The organism is Paracoccus methylovorus, assembly GCF_016919705.1.
Lineage (GTDB): Bacteria > Pseudomonadota > Alphaproteobacteria > Rhodobacterales > Rhodobacteraceae > Paracoccus > Paracoccus methylovorus.
The window spans coordinates 2092501-2116770 of sequence record NZ_CP070368.1; the positions used below are offsets into that span (position 1 = coordinate 2092501).

The 24270-nt window shown below is 64.1% G+C and carries 25 protein-coding genes, 1 tRNA gene and 1 riboswitch (1 of these 27 only partly in view); of the genes, 10 read left to right on the top strand and 16 right to left on the bottom strand.

Translation table 11 applies throughout. The features are described from left to right. A protein-coding gene (clpB, locus tag JWJ88_RS10520; protein WP_205293993.1) for an ATP-dependent chaperone ClpB crosses the window boundary here: on the bottom strand, positions 1-1949 show its 5' portion. It extends 679 nt beyond the left edge of the window; only the first 1949 of its 2628 coding nucleotides appear in the window; it begins with the start codon at positions 1947-1949; the stop codon falls past the left edge of the window. 153 nt (positions 1950-2102) lie between these two features. Here clpB and pyrF point away from each other — a divergent pair, with 153 nt between their 5' ends. Beyond that, entirely contained in the window at positions 2103-2795 is a 693-nt protein-coding gene (gene pyrF, locus JWJ88_RS10525; RefSeq protein ID WP_205293994.1) for an orotidine-5'-phosphate decarboxylase, read from the top strand. Here pyrF and JWJ88_RS10530 read toward each other — a convergent pair whose 3' ends face one another. The 5 genes from JWJ88_RS10530 to JWJ88_RS10550 are packed head-to-tail and all read right to left on the bottom strand — an operon-like array spanning position 2796 to position 5918. After that, complete coding sequence (locus tag JWJ88_RS10530; protein ID WP_205293995.1) at positions 2796-3425, bottom strand: glutathione S-transferase family protein; 630 nt, start codon at positions 3423-3425, stop codon at positions 2796-2798. 26 nt (positions 3426-3451) lie between these two features. After that, on the bottom strand, positions 3452-3907 hold the full coding sequence (locus JWJ88_RS10535; RefSeq protein ID WP_322985101.1) for an NUDIX hydrolase: 456 nt from the start codon (positions 3905-3907) through the stop codon (positions 3452-3454). Then, positions 3880-4152: a hypothetical protein gene (locus tag JWJ88_RS10540; RefSeq protein WP_205293996.1), complete on the bottom strand. Its 273-nt coding sequence runs from the start codon at positions 4150-4152 to the stop codon at positions 3880-3882. The genes JWJ88_RS10535 and JWJ88_RS10540 overlap by 28 nt, the downstream gene beginning before the upstream one ends. After that, on the bottom strand, positions 4149-5036 hold the full coding sequence (locus JWJ88_RS10545; protein WP_205293997.1) for an SPFH domain-containing protein: 888 nt from the start codon (positions 5034-5036) through the stop codon (positions 4149-4151). The genes JWJ88_RS10540 and JWJ88_RS10545 overlap by 4 nt, the downstream gene beginning before the upstream one ends. 18 nt (positions 5037-5054) lie before the next feature. Continuing rightward, positions 5055-5918, bottom strand: a complete 864-nt coding sequence (locus JWJ88_RS10550) for an N-formylglutamate amidohydrolase (RefSeq protein WP_205293998.1) — start codon at positions 5916-5918, stop codon at positions 5055-5057. Positions 5919-6102: 184 nt separating this feature from the next. Between JWJ88_RS10550 and JWJ88_RS10555 the strand changes: the two genes are divergently transcribed. Together JWJ88_RS10555 and ykgO are read left to right on the top strand one after the other, a co-directional pair. Next, a tRNA-Val gene (locus JWJ88_RS10555) sits at positions 6103-6177 on the top strand. Positions 6178-6260: 83 nt separating this feature from the next. Further along, complete coding sequence (ykgO, locus tag JWJ88_RS10560) at positions 6261-6386, top strand: type B 50S ribosomal protein L36 (protein ID WP_024842876.1); 126 nt, start codon at positions 6261-6263, stop codon at positions 6384-6386. Between the two features lie 385 nt (positions 6387-6771). Here the strand turns inward: ykgO and JWJ88_RS10565 are convergent, their stop codons facing one another. From JWJ88_RS10565 to JWJ88_RS10600, 8 genes are all read right to left on the bottom strand, one after another. Beyond that, the gene (locus tag JWJ88_RS10565) at positions 6772-8499 is read right to left on the bottom strand and encodes a peptidoglycan-binding protein (RefSeq protein WP_205293999.1); all 1728 of its coding nucleotides are present in this window, start codon (positions 8497-8499) and stop codon (positions 6772-6774) included. A 28-nt stretch (positions 8500-8527) separates the two neighbouring features. Continuing rightward, a complete protein-coding gene (locus JWJ88_RS10570) occupies positions 8528-9745 on the bottom strand; it encodes a phenylacetate--CoA ligase family protein (protein ID WP_205294000.1) in 1218 nt (405 codons plus the stop codon). Positions 9746-9763: 18 nt separating this feature from the next. Beyond that, a complete protein-coding gene (locus JWJ88_RS10575) occupies positions 9764-10588 on the bottom strand; it encodes an ABC transporter ATP-binding protein (RefSeq protein WP_205294001.1) in 825 nt (274 codons plus the stop codon). Between the two features lie 60 nt (positions 10589-10648). Continuing rightward, complete coding sequence (locus JWJ88_RS10580) at positions 10649-11929, bottom strand: ABC transporter substrate-binding protein (RefSeq protein WP_205294002.1); 1281 nt, start codon at positions 11927-11929, stop codon at positions 10649-10651. 46 nt (positions 11930-11975) lie between these two features. After that, the gene (locus JWJ88_RS10585) at positions 11976-13052 is read right to left on the bottom strand and encodes a branched-chain amino acid ABC transporter permease (protein ID WP_205294003.1); all 1077 of its coding nucleotides are present in this window, start codon (positions 13050-13052) and stop codon (positions 11976-11978) included. A 146-nt stretch (positions 13053-13198) separates the two neighbouring features. Continuing rightward, positions 13199-14179, bottom strand: coding sequence for a branched-chain amino acid ABC transporter permease (locus tag JWJ88_RS10590; protein ID WP_205294004.1), 981 nt, complete (start codon positions 14177-14179; stop codon positions 13199-13201). 10 nt (positions 14180-14189) lie between these two features. Continuing rightward, positions 14190-14999 (bottom strand): ABC transporter ATP-binding protein, encoded by an 810-nt coding sequence (locus JWJ88_RS10595; protein ID WP_205295186.1) that lies wholly within the window; start codon positions 14997-14999, stop codon positions 14190-14192. 2 nt (positions 15000-15001) lie between these two features. Further along, positions 15002-16978: an AMP-binding protein gene (locus JWJ88_RS10600; RefSeq protein ID WP_205294005.1), complete on the bottom strand. Its 1977-nt coding sequence runs from the start codon at positions 16976-16978 to the stop codon at positions 15002-15004. Between the two features lie 113 nt (positions 16979-17091). On the opposite strand from JWJ88_RS10600, the gene JWJ88_RS10605 reads away from it, so the two are divergent. From JWJ88_RS10605 to aroQ, 3 genes are read left to right on the top strand one after another with little or no spacing between them, the layout of a single operon-like run. Beyond that, positions 17092-18972, top strand: a complete 1881-nt coding sequence (locus JWJ88_RS10605) for a PAS-domain containing protein (protein WP_205294006.1) — start codon at positions 17092-17094, stop codon at positions 18970-18972. Beyond that, positions 18965-19666 (top strand): response regulator transcription factor, encoded by a 702-nt coding sequence (locus JWJ88_RS10610; protein ID WP_205294007.1) that lies wholly within the window; start codon positions 18965-18967, stop codon positions 19664-19666. Before JWJ88_RS10605 ends, JWJ88_RS10610 begins: the two co-directional genes overlap by 8 nt. Before the next feature lie 27 nt (positions 19667-19693). Next, a complete protein-coding gene (gene aroQ / locus JWJ88_RS10615) occupies positions 19694-20128 on the top strand; it encodes a type II 3-dehydroquinate dehydratase (protein WP_205294008.1) in 435 nt (144 codons plus the stop codon). A 43-nt stretch (positions 20129-20171) separates the two neighbouring features. Here the strand turns inward: aroQ and JWJ88_RS10620 are convergent, their stop codons facing one another. Beyond that, entirely contained in the window at positions 20172-20489 is a 318-nt protein-coding gene (locus JWJ88_RS10620) for a DnaJ family domain-containing protein (protein WP_205294009.1), read from the bottom strand. 128 nt (positions 20490-20617) lie between these two features. Further along, positions 20618-21220, bottom strand: a complete 603-nt coding sequence (locus JWJ88_RS10625; protein ID WP_205294010.1) for an HAD family hydrolase — start codon at positions 21218-21220, stop codon at positions 20618-20620. A gap of 123 nt (positions 21221-21343) precedes the next feature. Beyond that, positions 21344-21447: riboswitch (TPP riboswitch) on the top strand. A 68-nt stretch (positions 21448-21515) separates the two neighbouring features. Here JWJ88_RS10625 and thiD point away from each other — a divergent pair. The 4 genes from thiD to JWJ88_RS10645 are packed head-to-tail and all read left to right on the top strand — an operon-like array spanning position 21516 to position 24264. Beyond that, the gene (gene thiD, locus JWJ88_RS10630; protein WP_205294011.1) at positions 21516-22343 is read left to right on the top strand and encodes a bifunctional hydroxymethylpyrimidine kinase/phosphomethylpyrimidine kinase; all 828 of its coding nucleotides are present in this window, start codon (positions 21516-21518) and stop codon (positions 22341-22343) included. Continuing rightward, on the top strand, positions 22340-23317 hold the full coding sequence (locus JWJ88_RS10635) for an FAD-dependent oxidoreductase (RefSeq protein WP_205294012.1): 978 nt from the start codon (positions 22340-22342) through the stop codon (positions 23315-23317). The genes thiD and JWJ88_RS10635 overlap by 4 nt, the downstream gene beginning before the upstream one ends. Further along, the gene (thiS, locus tag JWJ88_RS10640) at positions 23301-23498 is read left to right on the top strand and encodes a sulfur carrier protein ThiS (protein ID WP_205294013.1); all 198 of its coding nucleotides are present in this window, start codon (positions 23301-23303) and stop codon (positions 23496-23498) included. The genes JWJ88_RS10635 and thiS overlap by 17 nt, the downstream gene beginning before the upstream one ends. A 1-nt stretch (position 23499) precedes the next feature. Then, the gene (locus tag JWJ88_RS10645) at positions 23500-24264 is read left to right on the top strand and encodes a thiazole synthase (protein ID WP_205294014.1); all 765 of its coding nucleotides are present in this window, start codon (positions 23500-23502) and stop codon (positions 24262-24264) included. Positions 24265-24270 lie beyond the last annotated feature (6 nt).

Here is a 24270-nt window from a genome sequence, read left to right on the forward strand (position 1 = left end):
CCCGGAGGCGCGCCGATCAGCCGCGCAACCGAGTGCTTTTCCATGAACTCGGACATATCGATCCGGACCATGGCGCTGTCATCGTCGAACAGGTACTCGGCGATGGCCTTGGTCAGTTCGGTCTTGCCGACGCCGGTCGGGCCAAGGAACAGGAAGCTGCCCAAGGGTCGTTTCGGGTCGTTGAGTCCCGCCCGCGCACGGCGCACGGCGTTCGAAACCGCCGTTACCGCCTCGGACTGGCCCAGGACGCGATTGCCCAGCACGTCCTCCATCTTCAAAAGCTTCTCGCGCTCGCCCTCCAGCATCTTGCTGGTGGGGATGCCGGTCCAGCGTTCCACAACCTCGGCGATCTGCTCGGGGCGGACGGTTTCCTCGACCAGCAACTCGTCGTTGTTGCCTTCGGCCTCGGTCAGTTGCCGCTCCAGCCCGGGGATGATGCCATAGCTAAGCTCGCCGGCGCGGGCCAGGTTGCCCTCGCGCTTGGCCTGATCCAGTTCGGCACGGGCACGGTCAAGCTGCTCCTTCAGCGTGCGCGAACCTTCCAGCTTGTCGCGTTCGGCCTGCCAGCGGGCGGTAAGCGAGGCTGATTCCTCTTGCAGTTCCGACAATTGCCGTTCCAGCTTTTCCAGCCGGTCGCGCGAGGCCGCGTCGTCCTCTTTCTTCAGCGCCTCGGCCTCGATCTGCATTTGCAGGATCTGGCGATCCAGCTGGTCGAGTTCCTCGGGCTTGCTGTCCACCTCCATGCGCAAGCGGCTTGCCGCCTCGTCCATCAGGTCGATGGCCTTGTCGGGCAGGAAACGGTCGGTGATATAGCGATGCGACAGCGTCGCAGCGGCCACCAGCGCGGCGTCGCTGATACGGACACCGTGGTGCAGTTCGTATTTCTCCTTGATGCCGCGCAGGATGCTGATCGTATCCTCGACCGTGGGTTCTTCGATCATGACCGGCTGGAAGCGCCGCGCCAGAGCCGCGTCCTTTTCGATATACTTGCGGTATTCATCCAGCGTGGTCGCACCGACGCAATGCAACTCACCCCGGGCCAGCGCGGGCTTGATCAGGTTCGCCGCATCCATGGCGCCATCGGTCTTGCCGGCACCGACCAGAACATGCAACTCATCGATGAACAGGACGATCTCGCCCGCCGCGTTCTCGATTTCCTTCAGGACGGATTTCAGCCGCTCTTCGAATTCGCCGCGATATTTCGCACCGGCGATCAGCGCGCCCATGTCCAGCGCCCAAAGCTGCTTGTTACGCAAGGACTCGGGCACGTCGCCGTCGATGATACGCAGCGCCAGCCCCTCGGCGATGGCGGTCTTGCCCACGCCGGGCTCGCCGATCAGCACCGGGTTGTTCTTGGTGCGGCGGCTCAGCACCTGCATGGCACGGCGGATTTCCTCGTCCCGGCCAATGATCGGGTCGATTTTGCCTTCGGCCGCGGCCTCGGTCAGGTTGCGGGCATATTTCGACAGCGCCTCATAGCTGTCCTCGGCGCTGGCCGTATCGGCGGTGCGCCCCTTGCGAATATCGTTGATCGCACCGTTCAGCGCCTGCGCGGTCACCTGCCCGGCGGCCAGCGCATCGCGGGCGTTGGTGTTGACGATGGCCAGCGCGGTCAGCACCCGCTCGGCCGGGACGAAACTGTCGCCCGCCTTCTTGGCCAGCTTCTCGGCCTCGTCCAGCACACGGACCATGCTGGGATCGACATAGACCTGCCCCTGCCCGCCGCTGACCTTGGGCTGCTTGGCCACGGCCTGATCGACGGCCTGCCGCACGGCCTGGGCATCGCCCCCGGCCCGCGTGATCAGATTGCTGGCAAAGCCCTGTTCGTCGTCCATCAGCGCCTTCAGCAGATGCTCGGGCATCACGCGCTGGTTTTCCTCGCGGATAGCGATCGTTTGGGCCGCTTGCAGGAAACCGCGCGACCGTTCCGTGAATTTTTCCATATCCATATGAAAATCCTTTCCTAAGCCCCCGGTTTGAATCGCCCGCTTTGGCACGATCCGGCTCGGGTCCTGTCAGTCACATGGGCAGGAACAAACGGGGTTTCAAGACAATCCGTTCCCGCCTATAAGCAGCCCGTTTGTCGCAGCCCGAGGTGAAATATGGACGACCGTCTGATCGTGGCGCTGGACGTGCCGAACGCGCTGGCCGGGTTGGAACTGGCCGGAAAGATCGGCGATGCCGCCAGCTTTTACAAGATCGGCCTTGGGATGCTGACCGGGGGCGGGCTGGCGCTTGCCAATGAGCTGAAGCAGGAACACGGCAAGCGCATCTTTCTGGACATGAAGTTCTTCGACATCGGCGCCACGGTCGAGGCAGCGGTCCGTGGCATCGCGCAATACGACCTTGATTTCCTGACCGTGCATGGCGACCCGCATGTGGTGCGCGCGGCGAAACAAGGGGCGGCAGGCTCGGGTATGAAAATCCTGGCGGTAACCGTCCTGACCTCGCTGGACCGGGCCGATCTGGATGCCGGGATGATCGTGCCGGGCGATCTGGCCGAAATCGTCGCCACCCGCGCCGCCCGCGCATTCGAGGCCGGCGCCGACGGCGTCATCGCCAGCCCGCGCGAGGCGGGACTGATCAGCGCCCTGCCCGAGGCCGAGGGCCGACTGATCGTGACCCCCGGTGTGCGCCCGGCAGGCAGCGACGCCGGCGACCAGAAACGGATCGAGACCCCGGCCACCGCCATCGCCAATGGCGCCGACCATATCGTTGTCGGCCGGCCGATCTGGAAGGCCGCGGACCCCCGCGCCGCAGCGCAGGCCATCACGGCAGAACTGACCGGCCTGTAATCAGCCGAAATTGCGCTGAAAGACCGGGGCCAGATCCTCTCGTGCCGCCGTGGCCGAGGCGATGGCCCAGACCTTGGGCGTATTCGCTGCGAACCATTCCGGTCCGGGCTTCCAGTTGCTCATGACGGCAACATATATGTCCAGCACCGAGAATCGCTGACCCAGGAACCACGGTGCGCCAGCAGCCCCCTCCAGCGCCAGCCACAGTTCTTGCAGCCGCGCAGTGGTGGCCTCGCCCAGTTCCTTTTGTGCCGCCGGATCGGTCAGGAAGCGCGCCGGATCGTCGCCAAAGGTGAAGCAGGGATAGACCTGCGCCACGAGAAAGATCAGCCAGCGCAGGAAACGCGGCCGCTCCGCTGACCTGACATCGGGCACCAGATCGTCCCGCTCGGTCATATCGGCCAGATACAGCGTGATCGCTGCGCTTTCCGACAGAACCCGGCCGTCGGGCAGGATCAGAACCGGGATCTGGCCTGCCGGACTGATTCGCATCAACTCGCGCCGGGCGGCCGGATCAAGGAACAGGTCCGCGACCTCGATCCTCTCGACCTCAAGCCCGTAATGGGCAAACTGCGCCTCGACGATGGCCGAGCCCCAGCCGTTGCGACGGTAAAGCTGCATCCGGGACATGGTGTCTCCTTCCTGTCGATGGCCGATCATAGACGATTCTCAAATCCCGCGCCCGATTCGCCAAGAACAAGTCGCACGCGATCCCGAAAATGCGGCACGGCGCGCGGATGGCACAGGAATTCCGCAATCGGCATCATGCGCCATTCCTGCCCCTCGTCGCCAAAGCGGATGGCGGCGATCTCGGACGCAGTGATGGTGCCGCGAAACAGCCATGACGGGCACCCCGGCTGAGAGGCGGCGGCAAAAATCCGCCCCTCAAGCCGCCCGGCAGGAAACCGCAGCCCGAATTCCTCGTCCAGTTCGCGCAGGGCGCATTCGACGGGCGTCTCGCCCGGTTCGGCCCCGCCGCCCGGCAAATCCCAATGTGCCGGAAAGGGAATCCAGTCGTAATCGTCGCGCAGGCAGGTCAGCAGGCACGAGCCATGCGTCAGCAGCAGCTTGGCACCGGCAAAGCCTAGTTGTCGTTGATATCGCGGGTCCAGCGGCGCACCTCACCCCGGTTCTTGCCAAAGACGCGACGCAACACCAGCCAGATCACGCCGGTCAGGATCGCGGTGACCACCAGCGCCCAAGGCAGCCCGCCGCCCCACAGGCCCAGCACGAGGGCCAGCCCCATCAGCAGCACGGCACCGGCCAGACCAAGAAAGAACCAGCCCGGCAGCACCAGCTCCAGCGCAGCCAGAATCAGCGCCGCAATGATCCAGATCCAACCGTTCGCCCAGCTCATTTGGTCCCCCGCAGCATGCGGAACGCGTCACCCAGCGCTTCGACCGCCGAGGCAGGGACGATCACGGTCTGCTTGCCCTGCCCCTTGCCGACTTCGGCCAGCACCTCGACCTGGCGCATGGCCACCTGATACTGCGCCGCCTCGATCCCGCCGTCCCGGATCGCGGTGGCGATGGCGGCTGTGGCATAGGCTTCGGCATCGGCCAGCAGACGCTTGGCCTTGGACTGCTGCTCGGCGGCGTAAAGATCGCCGTCGGCGGCCAGTTCCACCGCGCGGCGGCGGCCCTCGGCCTCGGTCACCTGGGCACGGCGGGCACGTTCGGCATTAAGCTGCTGCAACATGGCGGCCCGCGTCGCTTCGTCCAGATTGACGTCCAGAATCTCGGCCCGCGTCACCTCGATGCCCCAGTCATCGACGATATTGGCCAACGAATCGCGAATACGCTCGATCAACTGTGCACGGTTTGACTGCACCTGATCCAGTTCCAGCGTGCCGATTTCCGAACGCACGATCCCCGCCACCGTCGTGGCGATCGCCGCATCCACGTCGCGAATGCGATAGACGGTCTTTTCCGGCTCGATGATGCGATAGAAGACGCTGGTTTCGACCTGCACCAGCACGTTGTCGGCGGTGATCGCATCCTGTCGCGAGGTCGGCAACTGACGTTCCAGCACCGAGATCCGATGCGCGACCCGATCAAGGAAGGGGACGATGAAATTGATCCCCGGCCCCAAAACCGCATGCAGCCGGCCAAAGCGTTCCACGACGTATTTTTCCGATTGCGGGACGATGCGGACGGCGCGGCCCACGGCAAGCAGGATCACGAACGCCAGTACGATCAGGGCGATGTTCTGGCCAATCAGGTCGGCTAATTCGGGCGGCATCGCAATTCCTTTCCTTGGTCACTCGGCGGCGATTGCCGCATCGCTGGCGTCCGGTCGCAGCCGCGCCAGCCGCGTGATGACGCGGGTGAAGCGGGACTGGAACAGGTCGAAATCCGGCCGCGGCTCGATCCGCCGCTCGTCCATGTAAAGCGAGCGGTCCAGTTCAAGTTGCACCACATGGACATTATTGCGCGGCCGGCCATAGGTCTGGGTGATATAGGCCCCCGAAAAAGGGGAATTGCGTCGCAGCCGGAACCCTTCGGCCGTCACCGCCTCGGCCACGCCCGCGCTGATCCGCGGCGCGGCCGAGACGCCGTTGCGATCCCCCAGCACCATGTCGGGGCGCGGGCGCGGCAAATGCGTCAGTGCGTCACGCGGCATGGAATGCATATCGATCAGCAAGGCACCGCCGAACCGGGCCACCGCCGATTCGATCAGGGCTGAAAGCGCACGGTGATAGGGATGCCACAGCCGCGAGATGCGCTGATCCGCCTCTTCCAGCGGGATCGGCCGGTCGTGGATGGCGCGCCCTTGTGAGACGACGCGTGGAATCACCCCCAGCCCCGCCATGATGCGCGGATTGGTCATCGCCGGCATCGCGCCCGAGACCACCAGCGGGTCGATTTCCTCGGGGCCGCGATTAAGGTCCACCACGCAACGCGGCACCCGCGCGGTCAGCACCATGGCACCATGATCCAGCGCCGGAGCGACCAGCCGGTCCACGAAAGCATCCTCGGACGAGCGCAACTGCTGCGCATCCAGCCGCGATTCGGCCAGGAACCATTCGGGATAGGCCCGTCCCGAATGCGGCGAGGCAAAGATCACCCCACCCAGCCATTCTTGGGGCCGTATCAGATCGAAAGTTGGCTCTTCGCTGATCATCCCTTGGCGTTCCCCGACGGCACGACCGCAACCATTTCTGGCCGGTCAGGTCAGAAGGTTTATAAACCATGATCGACCAAGGCCAATAGCCGTCGATTGAGGGCTTGAAACCCTTTGGCGAGATAGCTATAGACACGCCGATCAAGGCGATCTGGCCGCGCAAGCTGACAGAATCACCTGTGGAGGGCGGTTAGCTCAGCGGTAGAGCACTACGTTGACATCGTAGTGGCCACTGGTTCGATCCCAGTACCGCCCACCATTCAATTCGCGCCCCCGGGCTTTCCGGGGGTATTTCGTTTTCAAGGCGCGACCCTAGCGATGCGCCGCGATAGGAGAAGACCGATGAAGGTTCGCAATTCGCTCCGCTCGCTCAAGAGCCGCCACCGTGACTGTCAGGTCGTGCGCCGTAAAGGCCGCATCTACATCATCAACAAGACCAACCCGCGCTTCAAGGCCCGTCAGGGCTGAGAGCTGGCAACTTTGCCGATTTTGAAGAACGCCCGCAGGCCCCGTGCCGCGGGCGTTCTGCTATTCTTTGCCGGGTTCGGTGGGGGCTGACTGCCCCCACACCCCCGTGGGTATTTCCACAACGAAGAAGATCGCGCACATGGCGGGTCGGGATGGCCTTCATTCTGCGCAGCAAAGCAGCGGCACGGCGAAATCTGATGCGCTGTCTGGCAAGGGGGGTAGCGTCTGAAATCTGGGCGCGCGAGGCCCGGCTTAGCGACACTGCGGATGAGCAGGCAGGGCATGATCCCGGGCAGGCGCGGCAAGCAGCACAAATCCCATCGGTAAAGTTTGCTGCGGCTATATTGCCGCGGTTGAAGAGAGCGAGGGGGGCTGCCCGCCCATCTTAGCGCAGGACATCCGTCAGCAGACGCGAAACCGTCTGCTGGGTGACGTAGCCGGTAACCCGCAGGTTGCGCGTCGCCTGATAGCGACGCAGGGCCGCGCGGGTTTCCTCGGTAAATTCGCCGTCGACCGGACCGGGCTGCATGCCCGCGACGCGCAGCCGTTCTTCGATAAGGCGGCGGGTTGAAGGGGTCAGGTCCAGCGAAGCCTCTTCCCGCCGGGCAGCCTCGGTCCCGGCGCGCAGGGTGGTAAGGCGTTCGCGCGCCTCGGCAGCCTGCGCACCTTGTGGGAAACGCTCCAGATAGGTTTCGTAAGCTGCGGCCGAGCCCTGACGACGGGCCCAGCCCCATGTCGCCGCATCGCCGCGCGGGGTATCGGGACCGGCGCCTGCCTCGGTCAGTTGACGGCGTGCCGCATCTGCATGAAGCCCTTGGGGATAGCGGCGCAGATAGGCGCGTAGCCCCTCGGTATCCCCGCTGGCTCCGGTCTCTTGCCACCAAGCGCGATCCTGGGCCGCAGTCTCGGCAGCGCGGCGTTCGGCCTGCGCAGCGATCATCCTCAGTTGAGACGAGGTCAGATAGCCGGTCACCGGCAAGTTGTTGCCACGCTGCCAGCCAGAGAGAGCAAGCCTTGTGCGGGGGCCGAAAACACCGTCAACCGCGCCCGGTTGCTGGCCCAGCAGCGACAGCTTGCGCTGAATGGCGCCGCGCTCGGCCGGTCCAAGGCCAAGGGCCTGTTCGGCCGCCGCCCCCGTTGGGATCTGCGGTGCGATGGGCCGCGTAGGTGGCGCGGGGCGCAGTTCGGCCATCCGCTTGCGGGCAGCACCCACATAGCGTCCGATGGGGAAATCCTTCAGATAGGCCGAATATGCGGGGGCGGTGTCGGCAGCCAAGGCATCCGCCCATGCCGCACGGTCCGCATTCCGCACCCCCGGCGCACGGCCGATCTGTACCAGCCGCAAGCGCGCGGGCACGGCATAAACCCCGGAAGGAAAGCGCGACAGATAGTCCTGATAGGCGCCCGCGCTGTCTGCTACTGCCGCCTCGGCCCAGGCGTCGTGATCTGCATTCAGCGCATCGGAATTCTTGCGAAACGGCGCAAGCGTCAGATCGGCCGCATTCTGGGGCAGCAAGGCAAGCGCGCGATCGGCAGCCGCGGTCTGGGCCGCCGTGTCGCCGCCAAGCAAACGCATCATAGCCCGGGCGCCGGCCTCGGGCGTGCCGGTCATGACCCAGACGGAATCGGGCGGCGCAAGAGTGCCAATGCCATTTTCCAGCCCAAAACGATGGGGCATCTGCTGCCCGTCGGTGCCAAGGATCAGCACCGAGCCCGGATCGCCCCCGGCCAGCAGCCGCATGACCAGCGACAGCGGCACACCCTGCATCGCGACCGTCATGGTGCCGGGTGAATCGACATCGGTGCCCATGAACCATGTTTCGGTCGCATCGTGCAAAAAGCGGCCGTTCAACGCCACGATGCGCGCCCCGGGATCGACATCGGCACGGACCAGCGACTCGATCAGTCGGCGCAGCGGCCCCGCCTCCAGGTCCACGCCTTGCTGCGTGGTAAAGCCCGCCTCGCGCAGGGCGTTTCCCAGCGCACTGGTGTCCGAGCCTGCCAGATCGGGGGCGCTGCGATAATCGGCATTGCCGATGATAAGCGCGCGATTCTCGGCCCAGGCGGGCGCGGACCCGATCAGAGCGGCAAGCAGGACGGCAGCAATACGCATCGGGCGACCTTATTCCGGAGGGCCGGAATCAGTCGTAGTTGCGCCGATCCTCGATCACCTTGCCATCATTCGGCAGCGAGCCCGGCGCAACCAGTTCCACCCGGCCGCGAAGTTTCAGTGTATCCAACACCGTTCCTTCGTATCTTGCCGCATCATCGGTCCCGGTTTCCAGCAGCACCGTCATCACATCCATGTCGCCGGCCCGGTCTGCGACCACACGAGCGCGTGATACCTCGGGGTGGCGGGCGACCAGCGCCGCGACCTGCTCAGGCCGGACGAACATGCCCTTGATCTTGGTGGTCTGGTCGGCACGGCCCATCCAGCCCTTGATCCGCATGTTGGTGCGACCACAGGGGCTGATACCTGGCAGCACCGCCGAAAGGTCGCCCGTGGCAAAACGCAGCAACGGATAATCCGGGTTCAGCGTGGTCACCACGACCTCGCCGACCTCGCCGTCCGGGACCGGATCACCGGTGCCGGGGCGGACGATCTCGACGATCACCCGCTCATCGACGATCATCCCCTCCATCGCCGGGGATTCATAGGCGATCAGGCCCAGATCTGCGGTGGCATAGCATTGCGTGGTGGCGATGCCACGATCCGCATAAGCCTGCCGCAGGCTGGGAAACAGCGCCCCGCCCGAAACGGTGGCGCGGGCAAAGGACAGCCGTTGGCCCGACTCGTCGGCCTTGTCCAGCAGGATCTTCAGGTAATCCGGCGTGCCGGCATAGACCGTGGTGCCGATATCGACGGCGGCGCGGATCTGCAATTCTGTCTGGCCGGTTCCGGCCGGCAAGGTCGCGGCGCCGACAGCACGGGCCGCGCTTTCAAACATCATTCCTGCAGGCGTCAGGTGATAGCCAAAACAATTGTGCACGATGTCGCGCGGACCCACGCCCGCTGCATGCATGAAGCGGCCCAGCCGCCACCAGTCATCGCCGCGTCGGCCGGGTTCATAGATGGGGCCGGGGCTTTGAAAGATGTTTTCGAATTCCTGCGCCGGTCGGGTGGTGAAGCCGCCAAATGGTGGGGATTTCTTTTGCGCCTCGGACAGTTCGGATTTGCGGATCACCGGCAAGCGAGCCAGCGCCTCGCGCGAGGTCACGTCCTGCGAGGCGATATCGCCCAGAATATGCGCCAGTGTGGGCGCCGTTCGGGCGCGCGCGATCGCGGCAGGCAGTTCCGCCGCCAGCCACGATGCCCGCTCGTCGGCGCTGCGGGTTTCAAGCTTGTCATAGAATGTCATGGGGATGCCTTTCCGCCCTCAGGCCAGCCAGCGCTTGCGCCGACGATAGGACCGCACGTCGCGAAAGCTCTTGCGGCCCTGATCGGACATGCCGAGATAGAATTCCTTGACGTCCGGGTTCTCGCGCAGAGCATCGGCGGGACCATCCATCACCACACGGCCGCTTTCCAGAATGTAGCCGTAATGGGCATAGCGCAGCGCGACATTGGTGTTCTGCTCGGCCAGCAGGAAAGTCACGCCCTCGCCTTCGTTCACGGCGCGCACGATCTCGAAGATCTGCTCGACCAGTTGCGGCGCCAGCCCCATCGAGGGCTCATCCAGCAGGATCGTCTCGGGCCGCGACATCAGCGCCCGACCCATGGCGCACATCTGCTGCTCACCCCCCGAGGTATAGCCGGCCTGACTTTTGCGACGTTCCTTGAGGCGGGGAAAATAGGTATAAACCAGTTCCAGATCGCGGGCGATGTCGGCCCTGCTGTCGCTGCGGGTATAGGCGCCGGTCAGCAGGTTCTCCTCGATGGTCAGATGTTCGAAACAATGACGCCCTTCCATCACCTGGATCACGCCCTTTCTGACCAGACTTGCCGGGTCCAGTTCTTGCACGCGTTCGCCGCGATAGCTGATCGTGCCCTTGGTCACCTCGCCGCGTTCCGAGTGGAGCAAGTTCGAGATCGCCTTCAGCGTCGTTGTCTTGCCTGCCCCGTTACCGCCCAAAAGCGCGGTAATGCCGCCCCGGGGCACCGACAGGCTGACGCCCTTCAGCACCAGGATGACGTGATTGTAGATCACCTCGATATTGTTGACCTCAAGCAGGGTCTCGCGGTCGGGCATGGCGTCAAACATGGGTTTTCCCTTCAGGGCGCAGGAAAGACCCCCGGCGGCATGACCGCCGGGGCAAGGAGGTCAGCAGCGCGGCGAGATGCCGGCTTCCTTGGCATAGGCTTCGCTGTCCTCGACGATCAGCGGGTCCAGAACTTCCTGATCGGGCTCGGTGAATTCGGTGATCAGGGTCCATTTGCCAGTCGAGGCATCCCATTGCTGCAACCGCGCCATGCCGCTGCCGCCGTGGTTGTCGCAGGTCATCTTGATCTCGGGACCAAAGTCCGGCAGGCCCAGTTCGGCCAGACGCTCGGGCGTGATGTCCAGCGCCTCGAACCCGTCACGCAACTGCGCCGCGTTGATCTGGGGCGTGCCGGCCAGTTCCTGCGCCTTGCGGATCGCCTCGGCGATCACCACCGCCGCATACATGCCGCGCGAATACAGCACCGAGCCGACGAACTGCCCGCCCTGCGAAGCCTTGCCCGGCTCGATGACGTATTTCGTCATGTCCTCATAGATCGGATAGTCCATGCCGACGCCGTGGAAGGTCAGCGCCTTGTAGCCATTGGCGCCCGCCCCGACCGGTTTCACATCGACCTCGGAACCCGACCAATAGGTGCCGATAAAGTTCTCCATCGGGAAACGGATGTTCGCCGCCTCTTGGATGGCGGTCTGGTTCATCACACCCCAACCCCACATCAGAATGTAGTCAGGCTTTTCCCGGCGGATCTGCAGCCATTGGCTTTTCTGCTCCTGACCGGGGGGATCGACCGGCAGTTCGGTCAGCGAGAAGCCGTGCTTTTTCGACAGCTCCTGCAGGGTGCGGATCGGCTCTTTCCCATAGGCCGAGTTGTGATAGACCAGCGCGATCTTCTTGCCCTCAAGGCTGCCGCCGTTCTGGTCCAGCAGGTATTTCACCGCGACCGAGGCGCCGTCCCAATAGTTTGCCGGCGCGTTGAACACCCATTCGAAAACCTTGCCGTTCTTGGCCGAGGTGCGGCCATAACCCGGGGTATAAAGCGGGATCTTGTCGGCCGAGACCTTGGGGATCAGCTGATAGGTGATGCCAGTGGACAGCGGGTTATAGACCAGCGCGCCAGATCCCTTGGTCGCCTCGTAGCACTCGACGCCCTTTTCGGTGTTATAGGCGGTCTCGCATTCGGGGGTCTGGACCTTCTCGCCGCCGATGCCGCCGTCGCGTTCATTCAGCAGCGTGAAGTAATCGTTGAACCCGTCGGCATATTGCGTGCCGTTCGCCCCATACGGCCCGGTGCGGTAACTTAGATTGGGCACGACCAGATCGGCCATCGCCGGTGCGGCCGCCATCATGGCACCCAGCGCAATAGTTGCGAGTTTCAGTTTCATCTTGGTCTCCTCCCCAAGGGTTTTGCGTCTGCCGGTTGTCCGGTCGTTAATGCGGGAACGGCCAGAGCCGCAGCTTTTCCTTCGTAAGCGCCCAAAGGCGGGCAAGGCCATGCGGCTCGACGATCAGAAAGAACACGATCAGCGCACCGACGATCATAAGTTCGATATGGGCGGCGAGGTCGGTGGGCCAGCCGAACTGCGCAACCAGCACGTTTTTCAGGAAAACCGGCAACAACACCAGGAAAGCCGCGCCGGCAAAACTGCCGAAGATACTGCCAAGCCCGCCGATGATGACCATGAACAGGACAAGGAAGCTCTTGTTGATGCCAAAGGCTTCGCTCGCCTCGGCCGCGCCCAGATAGACCGCGAACAACAGCGCCCCCGCGATACCGACAAAGAAGCTGGAAACGGCAAAGGCCGACAGCTTGGCCCTCAGCGGATTCACCCCGATGATCTCGGCGGCGATGTCCATGTCGCGGATCGCCATCCATTTGCGCCCGACTGACCCACGGGTCAGGTTACGCGCCACCCAGGCCAGCACCACGGCAAAGCTCAGGCACATCAGATATTTCGCCGAAGCCGTGGTAGCAGGTCCAGTGACAGCCCAGCCAAGAATCGTGCGCTCTGGCGCGTTGATCTGCCCCGAGGCGGAGTAGTTGTAAAACCACGGCACCTTGTTGAAAAACCAGATCAGAAAGAACTGCGCGGCCAGCGTCGCCACCGCCAGGTAAAAGCCCTTGATCCGCAGGCTGGGAAGACCAAAAAGCATGCCGACCACAGCCGTGATCGCCCCGGCCAGAACAATATGGACCACGATCGGCACGCCCGGAAAGGCGACCATCAGCTTATAGACAGAATAGGCACCCACAGCCATAAACCCGCCGGTGCCCAGGCTGACCTGGCCGGCATAGCCGGTCAGGATGTTCAACCCGATCGCCGCGATGGCATAGATCAGAAAGGGGACCAGAACCGCGTTGGCCCAGTAACTGTCGATGACGAAGGGCACCACCAGAAAGGCCACCGCCAGAATTGCATAGTAGCCCCAGCGATCCAGCTTGATCGGAAAGGTCTGGCTATCGTCGCGATAGCTTGTCTTGAAATCACCCGCCTCGCGGTAAAACATCCGTCTTTCCTCCCAGCGTCACATCTTGGTCGTGGGGGCTTCGCGCCCCCACACCCCCGCGGGATATTTGTCCACGGAAGAATGCGGGATGCCGCGCTTCTTTCGTGCCCAAATATCCCCGCCGGAGGCATAGAAAGTTTTCATCCTCAGACCCGCTCGATGATCCGCTCGCCGAACAGGCCCTGCGGCCGGAAGACGAGGAAGATCAGCGCCAGCACATAGGCGAACCAGTTTTCGGTCGCGCCGCCCACCAAGGAACCGACGAAATATTCAAAGAGCTTCTCGCCCATGCCGATGATCAACCCGCCGACGATCGCCCCGGGGATCGAGGTGAAGCCCCCCAGCATCAGCACCGGCAGCGCCTTGAGTGCGATCAGGGAAAGCGAGAACTGCACCCCCGATTTCGTACCCCACATGATGCCCGCAACCAGCGCGACGAACCCGGCAATCGACCAGACCATGATCCAGATGAACCGCAGGCTGATACCCACCGACAGTGCCGCTTGGTGATCGTCAGCCACGGCGCGCATGGCCCGGCCTTGCTTGGTATATTGCGCAAAGCCGACCAGTGCCGCGACCAGCGCCGCCGCGATCATGGCGGCCCAGATGTCCAGCCGATCGATGAAGAAGCCGTAGCCAAGCCAGTCGTAGGTCACTCTTTCGACCGTTTCCGAGATGCCTTGCGGCAGGCCGACATCCAGCACCTTCACATCGGCCCCCCACATCACGTCGCCCAGCCCCTCGAGGAACCAGGCAAGGCCGATGGTCGCCATGAACAGGATGATCGGCTCTTGCCCGACCAGATGTTTCAGCACCAGCTTCTCGATAAGGATGGCAAGGCCGATCATGACCAGCGCGGTCAGCAGGATCGCCACCACCGCCGGCACGGTCCAGCCGAAGCTGGATACATGCACGCCGAAAGCCGCATCGATCAGGTGCGCAAAGGGCACCCGACCCTCCATGATGCCCACAAGCGTCATCGCGGCAAACAGCGCCATCACGCCCTGAGCATAGTTGAAGACGCCGGATGCCTTGTAGATCAGGACGAAGCCCAGTGCGACCAGCGAATACATCACACCGGCCATCAGGCCGTTCAGCATAACCTCGATTGCATAGAGGAATTCCATCACCGCCCCCTTACTCGTGCGCCACGCCCAGATAGGCGCTGATGACTTCGGGATTGCTTCTCACCTCGTCAGGGGTGCCGTCGCCGATCTTTCGCCCGTAATCCATCACCACCACCCGATCCGACAGATCCATGACGACTCCCATATCGTGTTCGATAAGCGCGATGGTGGTGCCGAATTCGTCGTTCACATCCAGGATAAAGCGGCACATGTCCTCTTTCTCCTCGACGTTCATGCCGGCCATGGGTTCATCCAGCAGCAGGATGCGCGGCTCGGCGGCCAGCGCACGGGCCAGTTCCACGCGCTTTTTCAGCCCATAGGGCAGCCGGCCGACCGGCGTCTTGCGGATATTCTGGATTTCCAGAAAATCGATGATCTTTTCGACCTGCTCGCGGTTTTCGCTCTCTTCGCGTTCGGCCGGGCCCCACCAGAGCGCCTGGCTCCACAGCGACGCCTTCATCATGTTGAGCCGTCCGGTCATGATATTGTCCAGCACCGACATGCCGTCGAACAGGGCGATGTTCTGGAAGGTGCGGGCAAGGCCCAACCGCGCCACCTCATAGGGTTTCATCGGGCCCCGACGATAGCCCTTGAACCAGATCTCGCCCTCTTGCGGGACGTAGAAGCCGGAAATCACGTTCAGCATCGAGGATTTGCCGGCACCGTTCGGGCCGATGATCGCGCGGATCTCGCCTTCGCGGATATCGAAGCTGATGTCCTTGATCGCCGTCACCCCACCGAAGCGCAGGGTGATGTTGCGAAGATCCATCAGCACGCCGCCGATCTCGCGTCCGTCGGCGGTGGTATAGCCTTCTTGCATGGTCATTCCGCGGCCACCTTGTGCATGGTCTGGGTCGGGAAGGTCCGGGCATCCTCGATCTTCAGCGTCGCGCGGATCTCTCCTTTGCGGCCGTCCTCATAGGTCACCTCGGTGCGGGTGCTGACGGTTTCGCGGCCGTCGTAAAGCGCCTCGATCAGATCGGCATATTTCTCGGCGATGATGTTGCGGCGCACCTTGCGGGTGCGGGTCAATTCGCCGTCGTCGGGGTCCAACTCCTTGTGCAGCACCAGGAAACGGCTGATCTGGCAACCTGACAGCATCGCATCCTGCGCGACGGATTCGTTCACCGCCTCGACATGCTCCTTGATCGTCGCATAGACCTGCGGGTGACCGGCAAGCTCCTGATAGCTTCCATAGGCGATGTTATTGCGCTCGGCCCAGTTGCCGACCGCGGTCAGGTCGATGTTGATGAAGGCCGTGCAGAAGTCGCGACCGGCACCGAAAACCACCGTCTCAAGGATGTTGGGATAGAACTTCAGCTTGTTCTCGACGTATTTGGGCGCGAACATCCGGCCATCGGCCATGCGGCCCACGTCCTTGGCGCGGTCGATGATGCGCAGATGCCCCGAGTCTTCCTCGAAGAAACCGGCATCGCCCGTCGCCACCCAGCCCTCGGCATCCTTGGTCGAGGCGGTGCTGTCGGGGTTGTTGAAATATTCTACGAAGGTGCCGGGCGAGCGATAGAAGACCTCGCCGTTGTCGGCGATACGCACCTCGACCCCCGGAGAAGGAACGCCCACCGTATCCGAGCGGACCTGCCCGTCCGGCTGCTGGGTGATAAAGACCGAGGCTTCTGTCTGGCCATACAGCTGCTTCAGGTTGATGCCGAGACTGCGGTAGAAATCAAAGATCTCGGGACCGATCGCCTCGCCTGCCGTATAGCCCACGCGGATGCGCGAATAGCCCAGCGTATTCTTGAGCGGGCCATAGACCAGAACATTGCCCAGCGCATAGCGCAGCCGGTCCACGGCGCCGACCGGCTTGCCATCCAGAAGCGCGGGACCGATCCGGCGTGCCAGTTCCATGTAATGCGAAAACAACCAGCGTTTGAAACGGCCGGCGTCCTCCATGCGGATCATCACGCTGGTCAGTTGTCCTTCAAAGACGCGGGGCGGGGCAAAGAAATAGGTCGGCCCGATCTCGCGCAGGTCGGTCATCATCGTATGCGCCCCTTCGGGGCAGTTGACGGTGAAGCCAGTCCAATAGGCCTGGCCGATGGAAAAGATGAAATCGCCGACCCACGCCATCGGCAGATAGGCCAGAACCTCTTCCCGCGCATCCAGCCGGTCAAAGGTGGCGGTGTTCTTGCCGGTTTCGATGATATTACGGTTCGACAGCACCACGCCCTTGGGCTTGCCGGTGGTGCCCGAGGTGTACAGCATCACGCAGGTGTCGTCGTAACCGAGCGAGGCGATGCGCTCGTTCAGCTCGGATCCCAGCCGCTGCTCGGCCGCGCGACCCTCGGTCTGGACATGAGCCAGCGCGTTCATGTGGGTATGGTCATATTTCCGCATGCCGCGCTTGTCGGTATAGATGATATGCTCGACCGAGGGGGCGCGCTCGCCCACCTCAAGAACCTTGTCCACCTGTTCCTGATCGCCGCAGACGACGAAACGCGCTCCGCAATTGTTCAGCACATAGGCCATCTCGTCGGCCACGGCATCCTGATACAGCGGTACCGGCACCGCGCCGCACATCTGCGCCGCGACCATGGTCCAATAATGCGCCGGACGATTTCGGCCGATGACGGCGACGTAATCGCCGCGCTTCAGCCCCAGCACCAGAAAGCCCAGCGCCAGGGCGCGGATCTCATCCGCGGTCTCGGTCCAGGTCCAGCTTTGCCAGATCCCGAATTCCTTTTCCCGATAGGCGGGCCGATCACCAAAGCGTTCGGCATTACGCGCCAGCAACGCGGGAATCGACTGCAAACCGGCCTGGGCCGCCTGAGCGTTCTGCATATATCCTCCCCTTGCCGTCGAGGCTCCTCTTCCCCTCTGGCAATCGCAGCTTATCGCGGCAATCCTTGCGTCAGTTTTTCCTGAATCCTACAAATTGTTACAGGTGCTGCGCAATGCCAGGGATGGATATGATTTCCGACGACCGGCACGCCGAGCTGACCCGCTCGGGGCTGAACCTGATCCAGCAGGCGATCTCGATCTTCGACGCGGATTTGCGGCTCGAGGTTTCCAATCGCCCCTATCAGGCGATGTTCGGCCTGCCGGACAATTTGACGCAGGCCGGCGCCACTTTCGAGGATACGATCCGCTATCTGGTCCATCGCGGCGAATACGGCCCCCAGGACGACCCCGAAACCGCGATTCGCGAACGCGTCGATCAGGCGCGCACCTTCCAGCCGCATTACATGGAGCGTAAGCGCGCCGACGGCCGCTGGATCTCGGTCGAGGGGGCGCCGCTGTCGCAGGGCGGCTGGATCGCAGTCTATACCGACATCACCCATATCAAGCGGCAAGAGGCACTGCTGCGCGCCCGCTCGGAAGAGCTGTCCGAACTGGTGCTGGAACATGCCGAGCGACTGTCGGCCGCCAACCGCGCACTGGCCGCGACCAATGCCGCGCTGGAAGAGGCCAAGCGCGTCCTGACCGAATCCGAGGCACGCACCCGCCATGTCACCGCCATGGTCCCGGCCCATATCGCGCATATGGACCGCGACCATCGCTATACTTTTTCGAACAACCAGATTTCGATGGTCTTTCCCGGCTCGAACCCGTCGATCATCGGGCGCGAATGCGAAACGGTGCTGGGAACCGAGACATTCGCCCGCATCAGGCCACATATGGACCGCGCCATGGCCGGCCAACCGCAGGTGTTCGAGATCACGCACCCTCCCTCGGGCCGGCGCATCCGCATCGCACTGACCCCGGACCAGAACGGACGCGGCGTCTATATCCTGTCCACCGACGTGACAGCCGAGGTGCAGGCGCGCGAGGCCCTGACCCATGCCGCCAAGCGCGCGGTGGCGGCACAGATGACCTCGGGGCTGGCACATGATTTCGGCAATCTCCTGACCATCATTCTGGGCCTGCAGGGCCGGCTTGCCCGCGTCGGCCTGCCCCCGGAACAGGCCGAGGACGTGCAGGCCACGTTGGCCGCCGCCCGGCGCGGGGTCCGGCTGCTGGAGGGGATCTCGGCGCTGACCGGAAAACGCGAACACCAGCCGCAGCCGGTCGAGCCGCGCGCCATGCTGGACGATCTGGCCGCGATGACCCGGCCGACGCTTGGCACCGGCGTCGTGCTGGACACCCATATCGGCGATTTGCCCCCACGGGTGATGCTCGACCCCGGCGCATTGCAGGACGCCTTGCTCAACCTGATCCTGAACGCCCGCGACGCCATGCGCGGTCAGGGGCGCATCAACGTCGATATCCGCGCCGCCGGGCGTTGGCTGGAAATCTCGGTCACCGATACCGGGCCCGGTTTTTCGGACGAGGCGCTGGCCCGCGCGACCGAACCCTTTTTCACCACGAAAGGCAGCCGGGGCACCGGGCTGGGCCTGTCGATGGCCTATGACCAGATCAAGCTGTCGGGCGGGACATTGCGAATCGTCAATGTCGCGAGCGGCGGGGCGCGGATCACCATCCGCCTGCCGTTGCGCGCCGCGCGCCCGCATCTGGTGCTGCTGGTCGAGGACGACGACGCCATCCGCACCCATATCCGCGAGATGCTGACCACGCAGGGCCATTCGGTGATCGAGGCCGGATCGCTGACCGAGGCGCGCGGCATGACCGACCTGCCGGGCCTGACCATGATCCTGTCCGACCTGCAGCTGGGCGACGGTTCCGGCGTCGATCTGCTGGATTGCGGCCTGCCGGCGATGCTAATGACCGCACTTCCGTTAGGTGATCCGCGCAGGTCGGGGCTTGACTGTCGCGTCCTGACCAAGCCCTTTGGCGATACCGAACTGGCGGTGACCATGGCAGAAACCGATGAATGAAGCCCCTTTGATCGCCATCCTCGACGATGAACCCGAAATCCGCCGCCTGCTGTCCTCGGCGCTGGAGGAGGCGGGCTTTCGCACCGTCAGCTTTGCCCGGGCAACGGAATTCGAGGCCGCGCTGCGCCGCATCCAGCCCGATGCCTGCCTGATCGACCTTGGCCTGCCCGACCGTGACGGTCTGGCGCTGGTGCACAGGCTGGCCAGCGAATCCGGCGCGGCGATCATCATCATCTCGGGCCGGGCGCAGGTGCAGGACCGGGTGACGGGGCTGGAGCTTGGCGCCGACGATTACATCATCAAGCCCTTCGAGCCGGCCGAGGTCGTGGCCCGTATCCGCGCCCGCTTACGCAAACCGCAGCGCGACGGCGGCCCCGGCCGCCAGCAGATCCGCTTTGCCGGCTGGGCGGCAGATTTCGACCGTTACACCCTGACCTCTCCCGAGGGCACTGAAACCCCGATCAGCCATGCCGAGGCCGAGGTGCTGCGGCTGTTTCTGGACAATCCGCGACGGCTGATTTCCCGCGCGCAGATGCTAGAGACGCTGGGCGGAACGGCGGGCGAAAGCTTTGACCGGGCAATGGATGTGCGTATCTCGCGCCTGCGCACCAAGCTGGGCGAGGACCCAAAGAACCCGCGCCTTATCAAGACGATCTATGGCGCGGGCTATATCTTTCTGGCGGAACTGGGCTAGATTGCCCTAACCCTCGCGGAGATTGCCATGCCCACCGTCTATGTCCTGAACGGCCCGAACCTGAACCTGCTGGGCCAACGCCAGCCCGAAATCTATGGCAGCACCACGCTGGCCGACATCGAACGCGACTGCAAGGCGATGGGGCGGGAACTGGGTCTGGATGTCGCCTTTTTCCAGTCGAACCACGAAGGCGCGATCATCGACCTGATCCACGAGGCGCGGCTGAAGGCACAGGCCATCGTCATCAACCCGGCTGCGTTTACCCATACCTCGGTGGCAATCCTTGACGCTCTGAACACCTTCGACGGCCCGGTGATCGAGGTGCATATCTCGAACGTCCACAAGCGCGAAAGCTTTCGCCACCATTCCTATGTCAGCCTGCGGGCCGAGGGCGTGATCGCCGGTTTTGGCATCCACGGCTATCTGCTGGCCTTGCGCCACGCGGCAAAACTGGTGGGATAGGTCGGACAAATAGCCGAAAGTCAGGGGAAATGGGTTTGAACCCCTAGCTGCCATAGAAACGCCGACGCGCCTCTTGCTCAATGTCGAGCCGCAACTGAAGGTCGGCAAGTTTCTTCATCACCTGCTTACGTGCTTCCTCGTCGGGTGCGGCATGCAGAATGCGGGTCTGCTCTTCGACAGCTTTGCGCAATTCGATTTCACGCGGCAACGCCCCCGCCTCGGCCATGATGCGAAAGCCGATGGCATCCGCGCTTCCGTCACCGCCCCTGTCCAGAGGTTTTCCCGCTCCCTTGAGATTGTCGAATTGCCCCTCGGCCTGTGCCTTCAGAATTTGCCTTTCGGCCATGTCGGAAAACTTCATCGTCATTCTCCTTCGTTGTGCCGCGCAGCCGGAAACCCACGCTCGAACATCGCCAGCCCGCCAAAACCGTCAGAGCGCCGGTAACCGCACGCGCGGCTGGTGGCGGGCTCGACACCTCGGCACCTCTTTCAAAACACCCCTCGCCTCGCCAGTTCATCGCCCAGCGCCTCGGCGCCGGTAAAGTGGATCGCCTCCATCCCCAGCGCGCGAGCACCTTCGACATTGGCGGCGCTGTCATCGATAAAGATACATTCCTCGGCGACCAGCCGGTTGCGATCCATCAGCAGTCGATAGATCGCCGGCTCGGGCTTCAGCAGCCCTACCCTCCCAGAAACGAGGATATCGGTGAAAAGCGTGCCCAGCCGCGGGTGCAGGTCCAGCGCATAGGACCATGTCTCCGCCGCCCAGTTGGTCAGCCCGTAAAGCGGCACATTGCGCGCCACAAGCGCCTCGGCGATCTGCCAGGTGCCGGGAACCGGCTTTTCAATGGTAACGGGAAAAGCCGCCAGATAGCCGGACAGATGCCGCGCCTCGTCGCCATGGGAGGCGCGGGCGTCGGCAAGCCCTTGGGCAAAGCTGCGGCCGCCATCCTGCATTCGGTTCCAGCCGGGAAAATCGATCCGGGCCATCCATGCCTCGGCTTCGGCCCGGCCGGTGAACACATCCGCAAAAGCCAACGCCGGGTCCCAGTCGATCAGCACGCCGCCAAGGTCGAAGATCACGTTTTTCATCGCACCCTTCCACTTTCGTCCAGCCCAGATCGGCAGGAATGGGCCGCGCTGTAAAGCCAAAAACCGCACGCCGCCCTGTGCCCTTGCAATGCGGACCCACGGGGCCTAGTGTGGCGCGCAAGACTCATACACTTGGGGAGCCCCGTACGGGGCTGAGAGGTGCCAGGCACCGACCCATCGAACCTGATCCGGGTCATACCGGCGTAGGGAAGGGTAGAGTGAAGCGGCTCGCGATCCTTTTGCCGCCACCCGTCCCCCTCGCGTCCGTATGCCCGGCTGAAACGAAAGGCGGGCCATGTCGGGATTGCAGCCCCATCCCATCGCATTGACCATTGCCGGCTCGGACAGCGGCGGCGGCGCCGGAATCCAGGCCGATCTGAAAAGCTTTTCGGCGTTGGGTGTTTATGGCGCCTCGGTCATCACGGCGATCACCGCGCAGAACACCCGCACGGTCGCGGCCGTCGAAGGCGTATCCCCGGCCATGGTCGCGGCACAGATCGACGCGGTCTTTGGCGACCTTGACGTGCGCGCGGTCAAGATCGGCATGGTCGGCGGCGCAGATGTGATCGCCATCGTCGCAGACCGGCTGGCGGCATTTCTGGCGGATAACCCCATCCCCGTGGTGCTGGACCCGGTGATGGTGGCGAAGTCGGGCGACGCGCTGCTGCCCGACGAAGCCGTGGCGGCCCTGCGCGAACAACTGCTGCCGCTGGCGACGGTGCTGACACCGAACCTGCCCGAGGCCGCGCGCCTGCTGGACCGCACATCTGCCGCGACGCTTCAGGACATGCGCGAACAGGGTCAGGCGCTAAGTGCGCTGGGTGCCGCCCATGTGCTGATGAAGGGCGGTCACGCCGACAGCGACATCTGCACCGACCTGCTGGTCGGTCCCGAGCCGCTGACCCTGACCGCGCCGCGCCAGCAGACCCGCAACACCCATGGCACGGGATGCTCGCTGTCCTCGGCCATCGCGGCGGGGCTGGCTCAGGGCATGACGGTGACGCAAGCCGTGACCCGCGCCCATGGCTGGCTGCAAAAGGCCATCTCCACTGCCGACGAACTGGCCGTGGGGCTGGGCCATGGGCCGGTGCATCATTTCCACGCATTCTGGAGGCAGGCATGAGTCGGATCACCATTTTGGGCGCCGGGGTGATGGGGCTTTGCATCGCCACCGAACTGGCTGCACGCGGCATTGATCCACGCATCATCGACCCCGCAGGCAAGCCCGGATCGCAGGCATGCAGTTGGCGCGCCGGCGGCATGCTCGCCCCCTATTGCGAGGCCGAAAGCGCCGAACCGGTGGTCCTGCGCCTTGGCCTTGACGCCGCCGACTGGTGGGAGGCGCATGGCGCCGAGGTCATCCGCCGCGGCACGCTGGTGCTGGCCCCCTCGCGCGACAGGGCCGAGCTTGACCGCTTTGCCCGGCTGACACAGGCGCATCAGGCAGTGGACAACGACCAGATCGCCGCGCTGGAGCCAGAACTGGCCGGCCGCTTTACCCGTGGGCTGCATTTCGCCACCGAGGCGCATGTGAACCCGCGCGCCGCGTTGCTGGCCCTGCGCGACCGGCTGGACCAAAGCGGTATCCGCATCGAGACCGAGGGCACGCCCACCGGCCTTGTCGTCGATGCGCGCGGCTTTGCCGCCCGCGATGAACTGACCGACCTGCGGGGTGTGCGTGGCGAGATGCTGGTTATCCGCTGCCCCGAGGTTCAACTGACCCGCACCGTTCGCCTGCTGCATCCGCGCATCCCGCTTTACATCGTGCCGCGCGGCGAGGGGGTTTATATGATCGGCGCCACCATGCTGGAAACGGGCGGCAAATATCGCGTTACCGCCCGCTCGGCGGTGGAAATGCTGAGCGCGGCCTATGCCCTGCATCCGGGTTTCGCCGAGGCCGAGATCCTGGAACTCGGCTCGGATGCGCGCCCCGCCTTTCCCGACAACCTGCCGCGCCTGCGCCGGCGTGGCGGCACGCTTTACGCAAACGGCCTTTACCGCCACGGCTATCTTCTGGCCCCCGCCGTGGCCCGCATGGCCGCCGAATACCTTCTTGATGGCCGGAAACCGGAGTTCATGGATGAAGATCACCCTTAACGGAGAGCTGCGCGACCTGACCGGCCCGACCGTGCAGGACACGCTGAACGAAATCGGACTGGGCGCGGCCAAGGTGGCGACCGCGCTGAACGGCGCCTTTCTGCCCGCCGGCAGCCGCGCAAATACCACGCTGACCGATGGCGACACGCTGGAAGTCGTGGCGCCCATGCAAGGGGGCTGAAATGCCGGTCTTTTACGGAACCCATATCGAAAGCCCGCTGATGCTGGGCACGGCGCAATACCCCTCGCCCGCCATCATGGCCGAGGCATTCCGCGCATCATGCGCAGGCATCGCCACCGTCAGCCTGCGGCGCGAGGGCGGGGCCGGACAGGATTTCCACCGCCTTATCAAGGAACTGGGTCTGCCCGTCCTGCCCAACACCGCCGGCTGCCATTCTGTGCGCGAGGCGGTAACGACCGCACAGATGGCGCGCGAACTGTTCGGGACGCCGTGGATCAAGCTGGAGGTCATCCGCGACGACGACACGCTTTGCCCCGACGTGATCGCGCTGGTCGAGGCCGCCCGGATCCTGTCCGACGACGGCTTTCAGGTCTTTCCCTATTGCACCGAGGATCTGTCCGTCTGCGGCCGGCTGCTGGACGCCGGCTGTCAGGTGCTGATGCCATGGGGCGCGCCCATCGGCTCGGGCCGGGGGCTGAACAATCCCTATGGCCTGCGCAGCCTGCGGGCGCATTTTCCCAAGGTGCCGTTGGTCGTGGATGCCGGCATCGGATTGCCCAGCCATGCGGCGCAGGCGATGGAACTAGGCTACGACGCGGTGCTTTTGAACACCGCCGTCGCCAAGGCCGGCGATCCGGTCACCATGGCGCGCGCGATGGCGCTGGCGATCACGGCGGGCAAGCTTGCCCATGACGCCAATCCGATCGAAGCCCGCGACATGGCCGCACCATCGACCCCGCTGTTCGGCATGGCGGTTCTGGATTGAGGAGGC